The sequence below is a fragment of the Roseateles sp. genome (assembly GCF_047654785.1).
In the GTDB taxonomy this organism is placed as follows: Bacteria; Pseudomonadota; Gammaproteobacteria; order Burkholderiales; family Burkholderiaceae_C; genus Pelomonas.
In genome coordinates this window covers 322,109-340,225 of sequence record NZ_JASGKQ010000003.1, presented here as the reverse complement: position 1 = coordinate 340,225, position 18,117 = coordinate 322,109, and the positions used below count along the sequence as shown (strand labels likewise).

The following is an 18,117-nucleotide window of genomic DNA, read 5'->3' as shown; positions in this document are numbered from 1 at the left end:
TTCAGACCAGCTTCAGCTTCCTGGCCACCCGCCGCGCCAGCTCTCGCGGCCGGGCCAGCAGCGGCAGCTTGTAGATCCATTCCATGGCACGGACGTAGCGCCTCGTCCTGGCCGTGAAGACCGACAGATCGGCGCTGCGGCGTGCCTCGGCGAACGCGCCGTGGGTGGCCTCGCCGAGGCAGCGTCTCAGCCGCACGATCGTGCGGCGGTAGAAGGACACCTGAGCCAGGCTGACGAAACCCCGCCTGGGCGGGGTCCACTGCCCCCGCCTGGCGGCGTCTGCCTGGCGAACGGCAAGGCCATCACGGCGATGCCTGAAGTTCCCTTCCTGCGAACGCACGATGTCGGCTAACGGCAGATCGTCGAGTTGGATCGCGCCGTCTACCGCACCTTGTCGCAACAACTGCTCCAGCACGGGATGGCGGTTGACCAGCACATTGGTGCCCTTGGGATCGCCCAAGTAGCGCGGCAGCCAAGCATCGCCCAGGCAGATGTCTGCGGCCTCGCCGAAAATGTCGTCGCAATGGTCGCAGGCCCGGAGCTGAAACATCGCCTGGCCCCAATTGTGGCCGTACAGCTCCCGCGTGCGCCTGATGACCGGCTCGGTGCTGCCGTGGCGCCATGCTGCGAAGCGGTAGTCGTCCGAACGGGATGTGCCCTCCTTGACCCGGAAATCGACGCGAGCCAGCTCGTTGGGTGCGATACCGCATTGCCAGGCCAGCAGTTGGGCAAATGCCTTGGTCTTCATGTGGCCACAGACGAGGGCCACGAAGAAGTTGAACTGCGCAGCCAACTGCGGGTCATCCAACGTCAGCAGACGCATGGCCTTGACGTAGCAGGGCACGCCCACGAACGCATAGCGCCTGCCGTTGCCCTTGAGCCCAGCCACCACCTGGGAGAAGTCGCAGTTGTAGTACTGAGACTTGCGCTTGGCCTGCAACTCCGCCGTCGTGTGGGACACGGCGTACTCGAAGAGTTCTGCGCCGTCGCCGGTGCCGACATGCACCACGCCGTCGATGGCACCTGTTTCGAGCAGGCGCGTCAACACCCAGGTCGTCAGGCCACCCGAGCTGCTGCGCATGACAGTCGCCTCATCGCGCACCTGTCCTGCTGCCAGGCTCAGGTAGCGCCCGACCTCATCGGCCTGGTGCGGCGCTCCAGCATGCACGATGCGGGCGATCTCCGTCTCGTCAAGCGCCGTGGGCGAAAAGGGGCAGGCACGCGCGGCACGCTGCAGGTCGTCTGTCCCGGCCTGCGCAATCACGGGCAGGCGCCGAAATGCTTCATCCTCAACAAACCGGATGCGCCCTTCGCTCGCCACGGCGCAAGCACCACAGCCGACACAGAAGCCGCCGTCAATCACTGGCACGATGCCACCGTCAGTTGCAAGAGCCGACGTTGCGTGAGTGGCTTCAGCACTCATCATCGCCATGCTTGCCACCCGACCTTGCCAGCAGGCCTGCCTGCGCCCCCTGGGCGCCCATAGCTGGAACTCACCACACGAACACCTTCAACGGGAGAAGTTTGTTGATCATCGAACGCTCGTCACGGGCAAACGGCCGCAACACAGCGCAGACGGCGAGGCAGGCCGCACCGGAAGCGATCAGCACAACCAACAGCGCAACGGCCCCACCACCGGCCATGCCTGAGAGCCCCACGGCGCGAAAAGTCGCAGCCGTCAGCACGATTGCAAGAGCAAACTTCATCAGGCTCAGCAGCGGCAGGCGGAACGTCGTCCCCGAGGCCTTCAGGTAGCCGATCATCACGGCCCCCCAGGACAATTCAGATACGACCAACCCACCACACAGCGCCCAGATGCCGAAGCCCGGATAGCCCGCCAAGCCAAGCCCGATTCCGACGACGGACACCAAGGTCGCTACCAACCCGCCGGAGCCGATCTCCATCGTAAAACCCAGCAGTGCGATCACCGCACGGGTCGACTGGATGAACAGCAGCAGCACGAAGAAGTACAGGTAGCCTAAGCCGTCGGTCATGCGCCCGCCCGACAGCAGTGCCAGTAGCGGCTCACCGGCCACCAGCAGCGCAGCCGTGATCGGCGCCAGCATCAGCACATTGATCTTGATGACCGTGCCCGCCAGTTCGACCAGTTCCACTGTGGAGCGGCCATTGGACCGAGCCGAGATGAACAGCGGGCGGACCCAGCCGATGAGCAGGTAGCTCGGCAAATACTTCTGGACCGTGGCCGACAGCGCCGAAGCGAAGCCGAAAGCGGCGATGGCCTGCGCGCCGAGCAGGCGGCTGACCAGCAGCTTGATCATCTCCGTGCCGGTCATGAGGTAAATGACCTGCGAGAAGTAGGTAGGAATCGAGAACTTCAACTGCCGCGCCATGGCCGGCAGATGCAATGTCTGGGCCACAGGCTCACGCGCCCGCTTTGCACCATAGTGCAGCAACAAGCCACTGGAAACGGCGGCGCCAAGCGCAGAGGTAGCCACTTCGATGCTCAGCCACAGCTCCAATAGCACCTCATGGCGGCCTGCACCGCCAAGCACCAGCAAGCCGAGCAACTTGCTGCCGTTCCTGAGCAACGCCGACACCTGCGCGCGCCCCTGCTGAAGCAGGGACTCGAATTCCACGTCGATAAAGCGCGCGATGCCTTCGAAACACAAGAGCCAGGCAAACAGGCGCATGACCGTGGCCGTATAGGCGGGACCTGCAAGCTCGGCCAGCGCCGGGGCGGCAATGAAGATGGCCGCACCGCATAGCACCAGGGTAGCAACGCGGTAGGCCGTAAGCCTGTGAACCAAAGCGCGCAGACCGACCCCGCCGCCAGCGGGCCTCAGTTCGGGCAGGTACCGGAATGCGACCGCGTACGCCCCGGGGCTTGCCGCAAGTTGCAGGATCTCGAATGCCGCGAACAGCGTGATGTAGACGCCATAGTGGTCGCGGCTGAGGGAGCGGACCAGCAGCAAAAGTGTTGCGACACCGATCAGCACCGAAAAGACCTTGCCGATCGCGAAATGGCTCAGGCTCTTCTTTGCAACGGCAGTCGTGCTGGGCACAGCCTTCGTCATCGACCGGCTCACGGAGGATTGCCGAAGGCCCGGGCGCGATTGGCACCGGTAACGTTCGTCGCCAGGGCTTCGATGAATTGCCGTTGAACGCCATAGGCATGTTCGGCGTCTGCATCGATGGTCGAAACCCGCACCAGCATGCCATCCGGAATGATGCCGCGCGTGCTATACGCCAACTGCGCCAGTTTTTGCTCCGTGCCGCTCAGCGCGACACGCTCACCGACCACCATCCAATAGGTGATGGGCTCGATTCGATTACCCAGTTGGGCCACCAGCAACCTGGTGCGCACTTGATGCGTACCTACAGAAGCCGTCGATAGGCGGTCACTGTGCACCTGAAAGCCCTGCGCCGGATAGCAGACGTCCGGCCTATGGGCTCGCGTACCGTCCGACTGGTCCCCACCATAAGCCACCGACAACATCACGCGATCACCATTCGAATTCACGTATGTCCGGCTCAAGGTCTGATTATATATCTTGTTCAGCACCGCCTGCTGGTCAGGAGAAACCAATTGCGCCGGCCCCCTGGTGTCCTCTGACCAATCGGCAAAGGTACGCGGAAACAATTGCGCCAGATCCAACTTCGGGCGCATGTCTGCCAGATGCTGAGTCGGACGCCAGGCGTATGCAAACAGAGCCGCCGACATCGCCAACACCACCACCAGTACAGATTTCCATCGAGCGACGCTCATCCCTTGGGCTCCTTGCGATGCGCCGGCAAAAACAAGCCCAATATTCTATCCAGCACCAACATCAACCCCAGTGCAACAATGAAGAGCACCATGCCGGCGAAACCATGCACGAATCCCTGCCCCGCTTCATCGCCAAGATAATAGGTGACCAACACAAGAATCATCACGCGCACGATATTGGCCAAGAAGGCCGTAGGCACCAAAAGAAGGGCCAGCGCAACATTACGAACCGGATTGGTGTAAGCCATGAGGTTCATGTACAACATGCCCAAGGCTTCCAGCGTGAACATACTATTCAAGCCGGCACAGGCATCAGCCACCAGCAACTGATACTGCCCCACAGTCATGACGACGCCTGAGCGTCCCACCGGATAGCCACAGATGTACAGGATCGCGCTGGCACTTGCTGACACGGCCGACTTCAATGGAGCAGTAACCGCCGCCACCAAGGCCTCGGGCAGTGGCACCATGAACAACATGAAAAACAGCGGAAACCAAAGCAACCGCAGCGCCGCTCGTCCCTTGAATATCAGCAAAAAGGACATCAGCATGCCGATCTGTGAGCCGATGGCAAATGTGATGATGTCCTGGGAGCGCCCAATCACATATAGCGCCAAACTGAACAGCAAGATCGGCCAACCCAGCCAACCCATAGGCCGCACAGGCAAAGCGGCTAATTCATGCCGGCGGACATACAGCAACCAGCCGCTCACCGCAAGGATGATCGGGCCATGGCCCTGTTCGTCAGTGGCCCAGATGGTGCTGGCCAGTCCCACCCAAGACGGCACATAGAGCAGGGCAAAACCGGCCAGCAGCAAGCCCAGAACCACCAGATCGGTCCCGGCGGGCAGGAGGGGTTTGCGCTGGCGCGACGTGGGAGGCGCCACATCGCGCGGATCTGTCGTGGCAGCCATGTACAGGTCAGAACTCGTTGAAAACCACGCCAGCCAGCGTTGCAGGTGTTTCGGCGAGATTGGCTACCAAATCTTGCAGCGTCGCAACACTTGCTCGGTCTTTGCGTGCCAACACCAGGGCCGCACCACAGCGTGCAGCGATGACCGCACTGTCACTGCCGTAACACGCTGCTGGCGTATCGACCACCACATGATCGAACTTGGAGAGCAACTCGCGGACCAATAGCCCGAATGCCGGTCGCTCTACGAGTTCAAGTGGATTTGGGGGCGTGATACCCACCGGCAATACGAACAGGCTGGGTACGCCAGCCACTTGCTGGATGACATTGGCCTCGGCCCGGCCGCTCAGGATTCCCGACAACCCTGCCTTGTTGTCCAAACCGAACACGTCGTGCTGGCGCGGATGGCGCATATCGGCATCCACCAGAAGGGTACGTCCACCGAGCTGAGCCAGCACGACTGCCAGGTTCGCGGCGAAAAAGCTCTTGCCATCGCCGGATTCGGGGCTGACCACCGCGATGGCGCGACGCTCCTGGCCCTCGTTGAAAAGCCGCATCATGAGCTGACTGCGGATGGCCCGGAAACTCTCAGCCTGTACGCCGAACGGTTGGTTCAGCGCCACCAACTCCGGGCTGGCCTCGCGGCGCTCTTCGGGGGCATAGGGGTAATGGAACTGCTGGCTCAGCGCAACCAGCACGTCATCGTTGCTGGCAAAGCCCAGCGCCACGGCGGCCTCGCCAAAGCGCACGCTCTTGTCGCGCTGGTGGCGCACGATCCTTTCGACCTGATCGGCGGACAAATTGCGCAGATCAGCCAGGATGCTGCCGATCGAGCGGTCAGCGACATTGGAATCTTGAGTGTCGACGGTCACAGGGCAGACTTTCTGTACGGCTGGGTTCGGTGATCAGACGACACAGGTCAGATACCACCAGATTGAGCGCCGGGGGCCGGAAGGCTCACGGCTCGCTGCTGAGGAATAAAGCCCAGCCCAACGGGCCGCGCTGGGTTGAAACGCTTGGCGTTCGGGGCTGGCAACGAACCAAGCACCGGCAGACCCAGTGCAAGAACCGCATCTTCAGGGTCACGGACCCGGCGATCCGCCATCTCCATCAACAGCGCGACACCCACCGCCAGCAACCCACCCAGGAAGATGGCGAGTAGCGTGTTCAGAACAATCTTGGGGCTGCTGTGCTTTGTCGGTGCCTGGGCCACGGTCAGCACGCTTGCATAGCTCTGGGTGTTCTGAGCCTCAAGAGCAGACTGGTTCATCCGCAGCACCAGGTTGTCAAATACGCGCTGCGCGTTATCGACATCTCGCTGCAGCACCAGCCCGTCATCACGTACCGCCTTCATCTGCAGCACCTTGGCACGCTGGGCATCCAGCGCTGCACGCACCTGGCCCTCACGCGCCTTGTTGATCGTGTTGCTCACGGTCACACCACTCGTGACGCGACGAGTTTCCGCATCGATCTTGCTGCGCAGTTCAGCGTTGTTCGCACGAACTTCAAGCACCTGGGGATGCTTGTCCCCCAGCCGTTGAGAAAGCTCCTGAAGCTTCGCCTCATTGCGGCTCAGGTCTGCCTTCAACCCGCTGATCAGCGGATTGTTCAGAACCTCTTGCAAACGATCACCCTGACTGCTTTGCGCCTGGGCTTGCCGGCTGCTGCTTTCGGCAGAAACCGCCTGCGACTGGGTGAATTGGCTGTTCAATTCCGCCAGACGTGCACTCTCGATGTCCAGCCGCTCGTCGGTAGCAATGATGCCATTGGCCTGCTGAAAGGCAGACAGGCGTTGCTGAGCTTGCTCCAATGCATCACGAGCCTCTTTGGTCTGCGCCTGGAAGAAGCTGTTGAACTGCTTGGCGGGATCGGAACGCAACTCCAACGTCGTGGAGATATAGGCCTGCGCAAATGCATTCGCCAAGCCAGCAGCAAACTGCGGAGACGGGCTCTTGTATTCGATGTTGATGACGTTGCTCTGCTGGCTCGGCTTCACATCCAGCTGCCTCTGCAGAAACTGCACCAAATACTGCTCCAACGTGCCTTCGCCATTGGTCTCAGCCTGCCATTGCTCACGGATGCCCGGACTCTCTGTCAGCTTCAAATCACGAATGACCCGCAGCGCGACCCGCTCGCTTTGCAAGATATCGACCTGAGTGGCCATAAACCCTGGCGTGGTCAACCCTTGGAACGCCGTCACCGACACCGGATCGGGCTTGATATCCACCACCACGCTGGACGCGCCGGTGTACTGCTTGGGCAGCAACAGGCTGACCACCACGGTTATCACCACCACGAGAGCAAACACGAACAACGCGGCCCACTTTCGCGCACGCAATATCGACAAAAACTGTGCAAAAGTCATTCAAAAACCCTTCATTCCATTGGCCGCAGCCAAGTGCAGCTCGTTCAGAACAAGCTTTCCTTGACGTACACCACGTCGCCATCCTTGACGCCATCGTCCATCGCCGGCTGCAGGACCTGCACCTTGCCGTCGCCGCCCTTGCGGTGCAACCGGATGCCGCGCTCGGTGCCGCGCTGGTTCAGGCCGCCGCCGGACGCCAGCACCTGCATCAGCGTCATGCCGCGCTCCAGCCGCATCGGGCCGGGGCGCTGCACTTCGCCGTAGATGTAGACCAGCGGTGCGCGGTCCACCCACAGCACGTCGCCGTTCTGGATCAGCACGTCGTTGATGCGGCCCTGGTCGCCGTTGGGGCCGAACACGCTGGGCAGGTCGATTTCCATGCGCATCGGCTTGCCGTTGCGCATGCCGGTCAGCACCAGCTGGTCGCCGCCGCTGCTGGCGACGCCGCCCGCGTAGGCCAGCAGGTCGGTCAGCCGCATGTCCGCGGTCTCGATGGGGTAGCGCCCCGGGCGGTTGACCTGGCCGAGCACGCTGGCCTGGTTGCCCTTGACCTGCAGCAGCGCGAGCGTGACCTGCGGCGCCTTCACGAAGTTGCCGTTCTTCAGGCCGTCGGCGATCAGCTTCTCGGCGGCGCTGACGCCCAGCCCGCCGATGCGGATGTTGCCCAGCAGCGGGAAGCTGATGACGCCGGTCTCGGAGACGCGGGTCTCCAGCGTCAGGTCGGGGTTCTGGTAGACGACGATGCGAATCACGTCGCCGGCGCCCAGCCGGTATTCCGGCGACACGGCCGGGGCCGCTGCCGCAGCGGCGGGTGCCTGCGCGTGGGCGGCGAGGGAAGCCAGGCCCAGCGAGGCGGCGAGGAGGAGGGAATTCAGACGCATCTTCATCATTTCAGGCCCATGCCCTTGGAGATGGAAGCAGGATCCAGGCCACTGGCCGCCGGGGCGGCGGGCGCGGCCGGTTCGGCGGCAGGCACCGACTCCAGGGCCGGCGCGCTGGCGGCGGCCGGGGCCGGCTCGGCGAACTTGCCGACGTATTCGATCTTGGAGCTTTCGCGCAGCGCCTTCAGGTCCTTCTGCACCACTTCGGCCTTGCGCTGATTCATCAGGAAGGCCTCGATGGCCGGGCGGGCGCGGGCTTCGTCCACGGGCTGGCTGCGCGAGCCGACGAGGGTGAGCACGGTCAGCCCGGCGGGGCTGGCGCTGACGACTGAGTCGCCGTCCTTCATCTTGGCGATGGCGTCCAGGTTGGCCAGCGGCAGCTGCTCGGCGGCGCGCACGGCCTGGTTGCCGTTGAAGCGGTAGTCGCCCGCCTTCAGGAACTCGACGAACTCGGCCAGGTTCTTGGCCTCGGCGAGCTTGGCGCGGATGGCGCCGGCCTGCTCGGGCCGGGCCTCGATCTGCAGCTCCTGCAGGCTGTAGATGCGGCGGTCCTTGAACAGTGCCGGCTTGTCGGCGTAGTACTTGGCGATTTCCTCGTTGCTCGGCTTGGCCACGCTCTCGCCGACGCGCTCGACATAGGCCCGGGCGATGATCTCGCGCTTGGCGGCCTCGATCTGCTGCACCACGCGCGGGTCGCGGTCGAGCTTCTGCTCCTCGGCCTTCTGCACGGCCAGTTCCTGGTCGATCAGGCGCTCCAGCACCTGGCGGCCGGCGGCCTCGGCCTGCTCGGGCTTGAGGCCGGGCTGGCGCTGCAGCACGAAGTTGATCTGGTGGACGGTGATCTCTTCCTTGTTGACCTTGGCGGCCGTCTGGGAAGCCTTCTCGCCCTTGTCACCACCGCAGGCCGCGAGCAGCGCGGCGGCCGCGACGGCGGCCAGCAGCGAAGCGCGGGGGTTGATCAGTCGCTTTGCCATCTTTTCGAGGTCCTTGTCGTGCGTAGAAGGGCGTCCAGCCCAGGGAACCCGGGAGTGTAGCGGCCGGGCATGACGCATCTGCGGCCGCCCGGCCCTCCCGGGGGGTCGGATTGACCAGCGGTTAGAGCCGTTTCAAGGGACAAGTTCCCGCACCCCCGCGTTCTTGGGGGGTGCGGCCGGCGCGCGGCTCAGGGCCGGCTCACGGCGTCAGCATTTGATGCCGGCGTGCAGCGCCACCAGGCCGGCGCTCAGGTTGTGCACGTCCACGTGGCCGAAGCCGGCCGCCTTCATCATGGCCTTCAGCGTCGCCTGGTCCGGGTGCATGCGGATGGACTCGGCGAGGTAGCGGTAGCTGTCGGCGTCGCCCGCGAACAGCGAGCCCAGCCGGGGCAGGATGTTGAAGGAGTACCAGTCGTAGGGCTTTCTCAGCGGCTCGGCGATCTTGGAGAACTCCAGCACCAGCAGCCGGCCGCCGGGCTTGAGCACCCGGCACATCTCGGCCAGCGCCTGGTCCTTGTGCGTCATGTTGCGCAGCCCGAAGGCGACGCTGACGAGGTCGAAGCGCTCGCTCTGGAACGGCAGCTTCTCGGCGTCGGCCAGGCTGGTGGGCAGGATCAGGCCCTCGTCCAGCAGCCGGTCGCGGCCCTGGCGCAGCATGGCCTCGTTGATGTCGGTGTGCACGACGACGCCCGTCTCGCCCACCTTGCGGGCGAAGGCGCGCGCCAGGTCGCCGGTGCCGCCGGCGATGTCCAGCACGCGCTCGCCCGGCTTCAGGTTGGCCACCTGCACCGTGTAGGCCTTCCAGGCCCGGTGCAGGCCGGCGGACATCAGGTCGTTCATCAAGTCGTACTTGGACGCGACGGAATCGAACACGCCGCGCACCTTGCCGGCCTTCTCCTGTTCGTCGACCTGCTGGAAGCCGAAATGGGTTTGACTCATGGGCGCCCCTCGGCCGGCGTGGCGGCGGCCCGGCGCTCGGCCCGCGGGCGGGCTGGAATGATGGTGGTCATGGCTCAATGCGAATGGCAGGACCCGCCCGACTTCACCGGCATCGGGTCGTCGCGCCCCTTGCCGGCGGCGGCCAGGCGGGCCTCGTAGTCGCGCCAGAGCGCGTCCTGCTGGCTGCCGAGCTTGTAGAGATAGTCCCAGGCGAACAGGCCGCTGGCGTGGCCATCGGAGAACTCGGGGCGCACCGCGTAGTGGCCCACCGGCTCCAGCGCGGTGACCAGCACGTCGCGCTTGCCGGTTTGCAGCACCTCCTGGCCCGGGCCGTGGCCCATCACCTCGGCGGAGGGGCTGTAGACGCGCATCAGCTCGAACGGGATGCGGAAGCGCGCGCCGTCGTCGAAGCCGATTTCCAGCACGCGGGATTGCTGGTGGACGGTGAGGTCGGTCGGGGCGGGCATGGCGCCAGTGTAGGCGGGCCGCACGCCCCGCTTTCCGGCCGGCGGGCGCGGCGGGCGCTCTAATCGGGGCTTTTCAGCCCTGCAGACCCATGCCCCGCCTCCTCCGTCACCGCCTGGCCGCCGCGGCCGCCCTGTTCGGCCTGGCCACCGCCGCCCCGGCGCTGGACCTCGCCGGCCTGTCCAAGACCGTCTCGCCCTGCGACGACTTCTACGCCTTCGTCAACGCCAACTGGGAAGCCGCCACCGAGCTGCCCGCCAGCCGCGCGCGCATCGGCAGCTTCGAGCAGCTGCGCCAGGCCAACGACGCGCTGCTGAACCAGGCCCTCAAGGCGCTGGCCGACCAGCCCGCGCTGCAGACCACGCCCGGCCTCAAGCTGATCGCCGCCTACTACGCCAGCGGCATGGACGAGGCCGCCATCGAGGCGCGCGGCCTGACCGCCATCGCGCCGCTGCTGAACCGCATCGACGCGCTGCAGCGCCGTGAGGACCTGCCCGCGCTGCTGGCGCTGCTGAACCGCAGCGGCGTGGCCGCGCCGCTGGGCTGGGCCGTGCAGCCGGACCGCAAGGACACGCGACGCAACGTGCTGGGCCTGTCGCAGTCGGGCCTGGGCCTGCCGGACCGGGACGACTACTTCCGCAGCGACGAGCGCACCCGCACCGTCCTGGCCGCCTACCGCCGCTACGCCGGCGCGCTGCTGGCCGCCGCCGGCCGCCCGGCCACGGGCGGCGAGCTGGACGCGCTGCACCAGTTCGAGACGCGGCTGGCCGGCGCCACGCGCCCGCGCGCCAAGCTGCGCGACCCCAACGCCAACTACAACCCGATGACCCCGGCCGAGCTGGCCGCCGCCGCGCCGGGGCTGGACTGGCCCGCCTACCTCGCCGTGCTGACGGCCGGCGCCAAGGCGCCGCAGCGCCTCATCGCCGGCCAGCCGGAGTTCCTCGCGCACGTGGCCCAGCTCGCCGCCGACGCGCCGCTGCCCACCTGGCGCCAGTACCTCGCGCTGCGCGTGCTCGACGCCGCCGCGCCGCGCCTGCCCAAGGCGTTCTCGACGGCGTCCTTCGAATACCGCGGCAAGGCCCTGACCGGCCTGCAGGCGCCGCCGCCGCGCAACGAGGAGGTGATCCGCCAGATCGGCGGCAACTACGGCAACGAGCCGGTGGCGCTGGCGCTGGGCGAGCTGTTCGTCGCCCGCGCCTTCTCGCCGGAGGCGCAGCGGCGCTCGCTGCGGCTCGTCGAGGACATCCGCGGCGCCATGAAGGCGCGCATCGAGCGGCTGGACTGGATGACGCCCGCCACCAAGGCGCGCGCGCTGGACAAGCTGGCCCGCATGCAGCCCATGATCGGCGCGCCCGACCAATGGCCGCAGTACGAGGGCCTGCAGATCAGCGCCACCGACTACGCCGGCAACTGGCTGCGCGCCGCGCTGTGGCACAGCGACCGGCTGGCCCGCGACCTGGACGCGCCCGTCGAGCGCGGCCGCTGGCGCACCAGCCCGCACATCGTCAACGCGTTCGCGGGCGGGCTCAACCAGATCATCTTCCCCGCCGGCATCCTGCAGCCGCCGTTCTTCGACGCCCGGGCCGACGACGCGGTCAACTACGGCGGCATCGGCATGGTCATCGGCCACGAGATCACGCACCACTTCGACGACAGCGGCCGCAACTTCGACGCCGGCGGCTCGCTGGCCGACTGGTGGACGCCCGCCGACGCCGCCGGCTACCAGGCGCGCGCCGACAAGGTGGCCGAGCGCTACGGCGCCATCTCGCCGCTGCCCGGCCACACCATCAACGGCCGCCTGACGCTGGGCGAGAACATCTCGGACGTCTCGGGCCTGGCCATCGCCTACGAAGGCCTGCAGCAGGCGCTCGAGCGCAGCGGCGGCGCCGGCAAGAAGCTGGACGGCTACACCCCGGCGCAGCGCTTCTTCCTCAGCAACGCCCTGGTCTGGCGCACCAAGGTGCGCACCGAGTTCCTCATCAACCAGCTGCGCACCGACTCGCACTCGCCGGCCCGCTACCGCGTGCTCACGCCGATGAGCAACTCGCCCTATTTCGCGCAGGCCTTCAGCTGCAAGCCGGGCAGCGCGATGGTGGCGGCGGACCCGCTGACGGTGTGGTGACGAGCCCCGTGCTGGTGGAGGTGCTGCGCGGCGGCACCGTCGAGTCGCGCCACACCGGGGCGCTGGCCATCGTCGATGCGGCCGGCGCCGTGCACACCGCGCTGGGCGACATCGACCGCCCGGTGTTCCCGCGCTCCGCCGTCAAGCTGCTGCAGGCGCTGCCGCTGGTGGCCGGCGGCGCGGCCGACGCCTTCGGCCTGGACGACGCCGAGCTGGCGCTGGCCTGCGCGTCGCACAGCGGCGAGCCCGCCCACGTGGCCACCGCCGCCGGCCTGCTGGCCCGGCTCGGCCTGACGGCCGACGCGCTGGAGTGCGGCACCCAGTGGCCCGGCCGCGAGCCGGTGCTGCGCGCGATGGCCGCGCGCGGCGAGGCCGTCACGCCGCTGCACAACAACTGCTCGGGCAAGCACGCCGGCTTCGTCTGCGTGGCCTGCCTGATGGCGCGCGCTGCGGGCGCCGAGCCGGCCGCGTTCGCGCGCGGCTACGTGGCGGCGGCGCACCCGGTCATGCGCGAGGTGTCGGCCGCGCTGTCGCTGGCCACCGGCGTGGACGTGGAGCGCGCGCCGCGCGGCACCGACGGCTGCTCCATCCCGACCTTCGCGCTGCCGCTGCGCGCGCTGGCGCTGGCCTTCGCGCGCGCCGGCACCGGCCAGGGCCTGCCGGACGCCCACGCCCGCGCCGCCCGCCGGCTGCGCCGGGCCGTGGCCGCCGCGCCGTTCATGGTGGCCGGCAGCGACCGCTTCGACACCCGCGTGGCCACCGCCTTCGGCGAGCGGCTGTTCTGCAAGATCGGCGCGGAAGGCATGTACTGCGCGGCGCTGCCCGAGCTGGGCCTGGGCGTGGCGCTGAAGATCGACGACGGCGCCGCCCGCGCCGCCGAGGCGGCGATGGCCACGGTGGCACAGGCGCTGCTGCGCAGCGGGCACGAGGTGCTGCGGGCCGCCAGCCACGCCGTGCTGCGCAACTGGCGCGGCACCGAGGTGGGCGCGCTGCGCCCGGCGTTCACCCTGGGCTGAGCCCGGGCGTCCAGAGCTCGCGCATCGCCTGCTCGAAGGCCTCGCCCACGCGCTGCGGCGCGCGCCGGGGCAGCGCCCGGCCGGCCACCCAGACGGACTGCCACGGCGCGCCGTGGCTGCCGAACACCACGGCGTCCAGCAGCGCCTCGTCCGGCAGGCCGCGCAGGCCGTCAGCCTGGCGGTCGAGCACCAGCGCGTCGGCGCGCGCGCCGGGCACCAGGCCCCAGGCCGCAAAGCCGGCCGCGCGGGCGCCGCCGCGCACCGCCGCGTCGAACAGCCGCGCCGCGCTGGACGGCTGCACGCCCGGCGCCGCGGCGACATTGCGCTGCCGCAGCGCCAGCCGCTGGCCGTACTCCAGCCAGCGCAGCTCCTCCACCCAGCCGCGCGTGACCTGGCTGTCGGAGCCCACGGCCAGCGGCACGCCGTGCCGCAGCCAGCCGGGCAGGTCGGCCAGACCGTCGCCCAGGTTGGCCTCGGTGCCGGGGCACAGCACCAGGCCGGCGCCGCTGCGCGCCACGGCCTCGATCTCGTCGTGCTGCGCATGCGTGGCATGCACCAGCTGCCAGCGCGGGTCCAGCCGGCCGGACGCGGCCAGCCACTGCAGCGGCCGCTGGCCGGTGGCGGCCAGGCAGTCGGCCACCTCGGCCGTCTGCTCGGCCACATGGATGTGGACGGGCAGGTCGGTGTCGCCCACGAGGCGGTGCAGCCGCGCGATGTCGTCCGGCGACGCGCCGCGCAGCGAGTGCAGCGCCACGCCGGCGGTCACGCGCGGCAGGCCGGCGGCGCGGATGCGCTGGCAGGCGCGCCAGGCCCAGTCGGCATCCGCCGCGAAGCGGTGCTGGTCGGGGCGCAGCCCGGCGGCGCCGAAGCCGCTGCGCGTGTAGACCACCGGCAGCAGCGTCAGGCCCAGGCCCACGTCCTGGGCGGCCCCGGCGAGCGCCCAGGCCATGTCCAGCTCGTCGCCGAAGCGCTCGCCCCGCGCCGGGTGGTGCAGGTAGTGGAACTCGCACACCTGCGTGTAGCCGCCGCGCAGCAGCTCGGCGTAGAGCTGGCCGGCCACGGCGCGCAGCTGCTGCGGCGAGATGCGCAGCGCCAGCGCGTACATGCGGTCGCGCCAGCTCCAGAAGTCGTCCTGCCCGGCGGCGCGCGTCTCGGCCAGGCCGACGAAGGCGCGCTGGAAGGCATGGCTGTGCGCATCGACGAGGCCGGGGAGGACCGGCCCGGCCAGCGCCTCGGCGTCGGCCGGCGCGGGCTGGCCGGGGCTGACCCCGGCCCAGTGGCCGGTGGCATCGACGGTGAGCAGCACGTCGCGCTGCCAGCGGCCGCCGACCCAGGCCAGCGGCGCGTGCAGCCGCCTCATGCCAGCATCTCCGCCAGCAGCCGCTCGACCAGCGGCGCCACCGCGGCGGCCGCGGCCTCGTCGTAGGCCTGGCGCGGGTCGGCGGCCTCGTCCATGTAGCAGCGCTGGCACATCTCCAGCTGCACCGCCTGCACGCCCTGCTGCGGCCGGCCGTAGTGGCGGGTGATGTAGCCGCCCTTGAAGCGGCCGTCGACGACCTGGCTGTACCGCTGCTGCCCGGCCAGCACCGCGCCCAGGCGCGCGGCCAGGGCCGGCGTGCAGGCGGCGCCGTCGGCGGTGCCGAGGTTGAGCGCCGGCAGCTGGCCGTCGAACAGCCAGGGCAGCTCGGAGCGGATGCTGTGGCCGTCGAACAGCAGCGCGCGGCCGTGCGCGGCGTGCAGGCGGGCCAGCTCGGCGGCCAGCGCGTCGTGGTAGGGCCGCCAGCAGGCCTCGCGGCGCGCGGCGACGTCGGCCGCGTCGGGCTCGGCGCCGTCGCGGTACAGCGGCTCGTCGGTGAAGAAGCGCGTGGGCACCAGGCCGGTGCCGCCGCGGGCGCCGGGGTAGAGCGGCTGGTCGTCGGGCGGGCGGTTCAGGTCGATGACGTAGCGGCTGTAGCGCGGCACGATGAGGCTGGCGCCCAGCCGCTCGGCCAGCGGCGCGTACAGCCGCTCCAGGTGCCAGTCGGTGTCCTCGCTGGCCAGCGCGCGGGGCACGAGCCGGGCGGCCAGCGCCGGCGGGACCTCGGTGCCGACGTGCGGCAGGCTGATGAGCAGCGGCACGCGCCCCTGTCGCAGGTGAAAGACCTCGTTCATATGCCTCCCGGGTTGCCCTGAAACACCCGCGTGATCAGCGGGTTGTGCCCGAAGCTCGCCGCCAGTTCGCGTGGATGTGCCAGGTCCCACACGCAGAAATCGGCCCGCTGGCCGGCCGCCAGCCGGCCGCGGTCGGCCCGGCCCAGCGCGCGGGCGCCGTTGACGGTCAGGCCGCGCAGCGCCTCCTCCGGCGTCAGCCGGAACAGCACGCAGGCCATGTTGAGCATCAGCAGCGGCGACAGCGTCGGCGAGCTGCCGGGGTTGTGGTCGGTGGCCAGCGCGATGGGCACGCCGGCCTCGCGCAGCGCCTGCACCGGCGGCAGCCGCGTCTCGCGCAGCGCGTAGAAGGCGCCGGGCAGCAGCACGGCCACGGTGCCGGCCGCGGCCAGCGCCTGCACGCCGGCGGGGCTGAGGTATTCGAGGTGATCGCAGCTCAGCGCCCGGTGGCGGGCCGCGAGCTGGGCGCCGCCCTGGTCGCTCAGCTGCTCGGCGTGCAGCTTGACGGGCAGGCCCAGGCGCTGCGCCGCGTCGAACAGGCGCGCCACCTGCGCGGGGCTGAAGGCGAGGTGCTCGCAGAAGGCGTCCACCGCGTCCACCAGGCCTTGCGCGTGCAGCCCGGGCAGCCAGGCGGCGACGGCGTCGATATAGGCGTCGGCGTCGTTGAACTCGGGCGGCAGCGCATGCGCGGCGAGGTAGGTGGTGCACACGTCCACGCCCAGCGTTTGCAGCCCGCGCGCGACGCGCAGCATGCGGGCCTCGGTGGCGGCGTCCAGCCCGTAGCCGGACTTGACCTCCAGCGTCGTCACGCCTTCCGCCATCAGCGCCCGCGCGCGCTTGGTGGCGGCGGCCAGCAGCTGCGCCTCGCTGGCGGCGCGCGTCGCGGCGACGGTGGACCTGATGCCGCCGCCGGCCCGGGCGATGTCGGCATAGCTCGCGCCGTGCAGGCGCTGCTCGAACTCGTCCGCGCGGCTGCCGCCGTAGACGAGGTGGGTGTGGCAGTCCACCAGGCCCGGCGTGACCAGCGCGCCGCGCAGCTCGACCACCTCGTCGGCCGGCGGCGCGTCGGCGCTCGGGCCCACCCAGCGCAGCCGGCCGCCCTCGACCAGCAGCGCGCCGTCGTCGATCAGCCCCCAGCCGCCGTCGCCGGCCAGCGTGGCCAGCCTGCCGCCCCGCCACAGCGTCATTCGTCGCTCCAGCTCAGCCACCAGGCGTGGCCGCCGCCGGCGTCCGGCCCCGTGAACACGCAGCTCTGCGCGGCCGGCGCCTCGCACCAGGCCAGCGTCAGCGGCGCCAGCGGCATCGCCCGGTGGCCATGCTCCAGCAGGCCGCCCTCGACGGTGAACAGCCCCACCCAGGGCGTGCGCGGCAGCAGCACCTGGCCGGCGGGCGCCAGCTCCAGGTTGCCGCGGCGCTCCATCGCGTTGAACACGTCGGTGGCGCCGCGGGTCAGCGTGGCCTGCGGCGCCAGGCCGCCGTCGAAGCGCAGCGGCTCGTCGCCCCGGCCCTGCGGCCAGTCGAACAGGCTCAGCCCGGCGCCGCCGATGACGGCCAGCCAGCGGTGCACGCCGGGAAAGGCCGAGAACGGCCCGTCACGTTCGACGCGCGCGACGCTGACGCGCAGCGCCCAGTCGTGCGCATGCGGCCAGGCGAGCAGCTCGCGCGTCGTGCCGCCCCCGTTCTTCCAGGGTTGCGGCTGCACGTCCGCCGCGCTGACCTTGCTCCAGCTCATGGTCCCGTCCTTGCCCCGGTGACGCGGGGAATGGCGCATTCTGCGCAGCCGATCCCGGCCCCGCTCATGCCGAGAAGCTCCCTTGCAATTGGTAACGCGCGCCGGGGTGGGTCAGCTTGACGCTGGTGACGGCCACGCCGCGGCTGTAGGTGATGCGCTTGACCACCAGGCAGGGGTCGCGCCGGCCGATGCCCAGCAGCCGCGCCTCGACCTCGCCGGGCAGCGCCGCCTCGATCATGTAGCGCGCCTCGGACAGCGGCGCCACGTCGAGCAGGTAATGCGTCGGCGTGATGCGGGTGAAGTCCTGCGCCAGGTAGTCGGGCGCGCAGGCCGGGTTGACGGCGCGCTCCTCGCACTGGATGGGCTGGCCGTTCTCCAGGTGCACGATGAGGCTCAGGAACACCGGCGCACCGCGCTTGAGCCCCAGCTCGGCCGCCTGCTGCGGCGTGGCCTTGCCGCGCAGCAGCGCGTGCACGCGCGCCTCGTGCCGGCCGCCGCGCTCGGCGATCTCCTCCTGCACGTCGCGCACGTTCAGCGTCGACGAGATGCGGTGCAGCTGCGCGACGAAGCTGCCCACGCCCTGCACGCGCTCGATCAGCCCCTCCTGCACCAGCTCGCGCAGCGCGCGGTTCACCGTCATGCGGCTGACCTCGAACTGCGCCACCAGCGCGCCCTCGCTGGGCAGCAGGTCGCCGGCCACCCAGTGGCCGCCGGCGATGCCCTCGCGCAGGTGGTTCTTGACCCGGAGGTATTGCGGCTCGGGGCCTGCCGGGGCGTTCCTTGGAGTTCTGGCCATGGCGGCGATCCTAGTTGACCTTGCTTGTATAGACAACTA

Annotated in this window: 17 protein-coding genes; 2 read left to right on the top strand and 15 right to left on the bottom strand. The window is 69.1% G+C overall.

The annotated features are described in order from the left end of the window. Position 1: 1 nt before the first annotated feature. The 10 genes from QM788_RS10680 to QM788_RS10635 all read right to left on the bottom strand — a co-directional run bounded on the left by QM788_RS10680 (position 2) and on the right by QM788_RS10635 (position 10,266). Positions 2 to 1,423 carry a Coenzyme F420 hydrogenase/dehydrogenase, beta subunit C-terminal domain gene (locus tag QM788_RS10680; RefSeq protein WP_415661468.1) on the bottom strand — a complete coding sequence of 474 codons (1,422 nt, stop codon included), beginning with the start codon at positions 1,421 to 1,423 and terminating at the stop codon, positions 2 to 4. Between the two features lie 70 nt (positions 1,424 to 1,493). Beyond that, positions 1,494 to 3,035 carry a lipopolysaccharide biosynthesis protein gene (locus QM788_RS10675; RefSeq protein WP_415661467.1) on the bottom strand — a complete coding sequence of 514 codons (1,542 nt, stop codon included), beginning with the start codon at positions 3,033 to 3,035 and terminating at the stop codon, positions 1,494 to 1,496. 8 nt (positions 3,036 to 3,043) lie between these two features. Continuing rightward, entirely contained in the window at positions 3,044 to 3,727 is a 684-nt protein-coding gene (gene epsI / locus QM788_RS10670; RefSeq protein WP_415661466.1) for an exosortase-associated protein EpsI, B-type, read from the bottom strand. Beyond that, positions 3,724 to 4,641, bottom strand: coding sequence for an exosortase B (gene xrtB, locus QM788_RS10665; RefSeq protein ID WP_415661465.1), 918 nt, complete (start codon positions 4,639 to 4,641; stop codon positions 3,724 to 3,726). Before xrtB ends, epsI begins: the two co-directional genes overlap by 4 nt. 7 nt (positions 4,642 to 4,648) lie before the next feature. Then, the gene (locus QM788_RS10660; RefSeq protein ID WP_415661464.1) at positions 4,649 to 5,512 is read right to left on the bottom strand and encodes a polysaccharide biosynthesis tyrosine autokinase; all 864 of its coding nucleotides are present in this window, start codon (positions 5,510 to 5,512) and stop codon (positions 4,649 to 4,651) included. Positions 5,513 to 5,559: 47 nt separating this feature from the next. Continuing rightward, on the bottom strand, positions 5,560 to 7,005 hold the full coding sequence (gene epsF / locus QM788_RS10655) for a chain length determinant protein EpsF (RefSeq protein ID WP_415661463.1): 1,446 nt from the start codon (positions 7,003 to 7,005) through the stop codon (positions 5,560 to 5,562). Between the two features lie 44 nt (positions 7,006 to 7,049). Then, on the bottom strand, positions 7,050 to 7,886 hold the full coding sequence (epsE, locus tag QM788_RS10650; protein ID WP_415661462.1) for a polysaccharide export protein EpsE: 837 nt from the start codon (positions 7,884 to 7,886) through the stop codon (positions 7,050 to 7,052). Between the two features lie 5 nt (positions 7,887 to 7,891). Beyond that, a complete protein-coding gene (locus QM788_RS10645; RefSeq protein WP_415661461.1) occupies positions 7,892 to 8,860 on the bottom strand; it encodes an EpsD family peptidyl-prolyl cis-trans isomerase in 969 nt (322 codons plus the stop codon). 207 nt (positions 8,861 to 9,067) lie between these two features. Beyond that, positions 9,068 to 9,799 (bottom strand): bifunctional demethylmenaquinone methyltransferase/2-methoxy-6-polyprenyl-1,4-benzoquinol methylase UbiE, encoded by a 732-nt coding sequence (gene ubiE, locus QM788_RS10640; protein ID WP_415661460.1) that lies wholly within the window; start codon positions 9,797 to 9,799, stop codon positions 9,068 to 9,070. 74 nt (positions 9,800 to 9,873) lie between these two features. Continuing rightward, entirely contained in the window at positions 9,874 to 10,266 is a 393-nt protein-coding gene (locus QM788_RS10635) for a gamma-butyrobetaine hydroxylase-like domain-containing protein (RefSeq protein ID WP_415661459.1), read from the bottom strand. Positions 10,267 to 10,355: 89 nt separating this feature from the next. Between QM788_RS10635 and QM788_RS10630 the strand changes: the two genes are divergently transcribed. Together QM788_RS10630 and QM788_RS10625 are read left to right on the top strand one after the other, a co-directional pair. Beyond that, entirely contained in the window at positions 10,356 to 12,386 is a 2,031-nt protein-coding gene (locus QM788_RS10630; protein WP_415661458.1) for a M13 family metallopeptidase, read from the top strand. Continuing rightward, positions 12,383 to 13,402, top strand: a complete 1,020-nt coding sequence (locus QM788_RS10625) for an asparaginase (protein ID WP_415661457.1) — start codon at positions 12,383 to 12,385, stop codon at positions 13,400 to 13,402. Before QM788_RS10630 ends, QM788_RS10625 begins: the two co-directional genes overlap by 4 nt. Here QM788_RS10625 and hutF read toward each other — a convergent pair. The 5 genes from hutF to hutC form a co-directional block, all read right to left on the bottom strand. Beyond that, on the bottom strand, positions 13,389 to 14,762 hold the full coding sequence (hutF, locus tag QM788_RS10620; protein WP_415661456.1) for a formimidoylglutamate deiminase: 1,374 nt from the start codon (positions 14,760 to 14,762) through the stop codon (positions 13,389 to 13,391). The two genes, QM788_RS10625 and hutF, sit on opposite strands and share 14 nt — an antisense overlap. Continuing rightward, positions 14,759 to 15,553 (bottom strand): N-formylglutamate deformylase, encoded by a 795-nt coding sequence (hutG, locus tag QM788_RS10615; protein ID WP_415661455.1) that lies wholly within the window; start codon positions 15,551 to 15,553, stop codon positions 14,759 to 14,761. The genes hutF and hutG overlap by 4 nt, the downstream gene beginning before the upstream one ends. Further along, positions 15,550 to 16,737, bottom strand: coding sequence for an imidazolonepropionase (gene hutI / locus QM788_RS10610; protein ID WP_415661454.1), 1,188 nt, complete (start codon positions 16,735 to 16,737; stop codon positions 15,550 to 15,552). The genes hutG and hutI overlap by 4 nt, the downstream gene beginning before the upstream one ends. Beyond that, positions 16,734 to 17,282 carry a HutD family protein gene (locus QM788_RS10605; RefSeq protein WP_415661453.1) on the bottom strand — a complete coding sequence of 183 codons (549 nt, stop codon included), beginning with the start codon at positions 17,280 to 17,282 and terminating at the stop codon, positions 16,734 to 16,736. Before QM788_RS10605 ends, hutI begins: the two co-directional genes overlap by 4 nt. A gap of 64 nt (positions 17,283 to 17,346) precedes the next feature. Continuing rightward, on the bottom strand, positions 17,347 to 18,078 hold the full coding sequence (hutC, locus tag QM788_RS10600; protein ID WP_415661452.1) for a histidine utilization repressor: 732 nt from the start codon (positions 18,076 to 18,078) through the stop codon (positions 17,347 to 17,349). Positions 18,079 to 18,117: the final 39 nt, after the last annotated feature.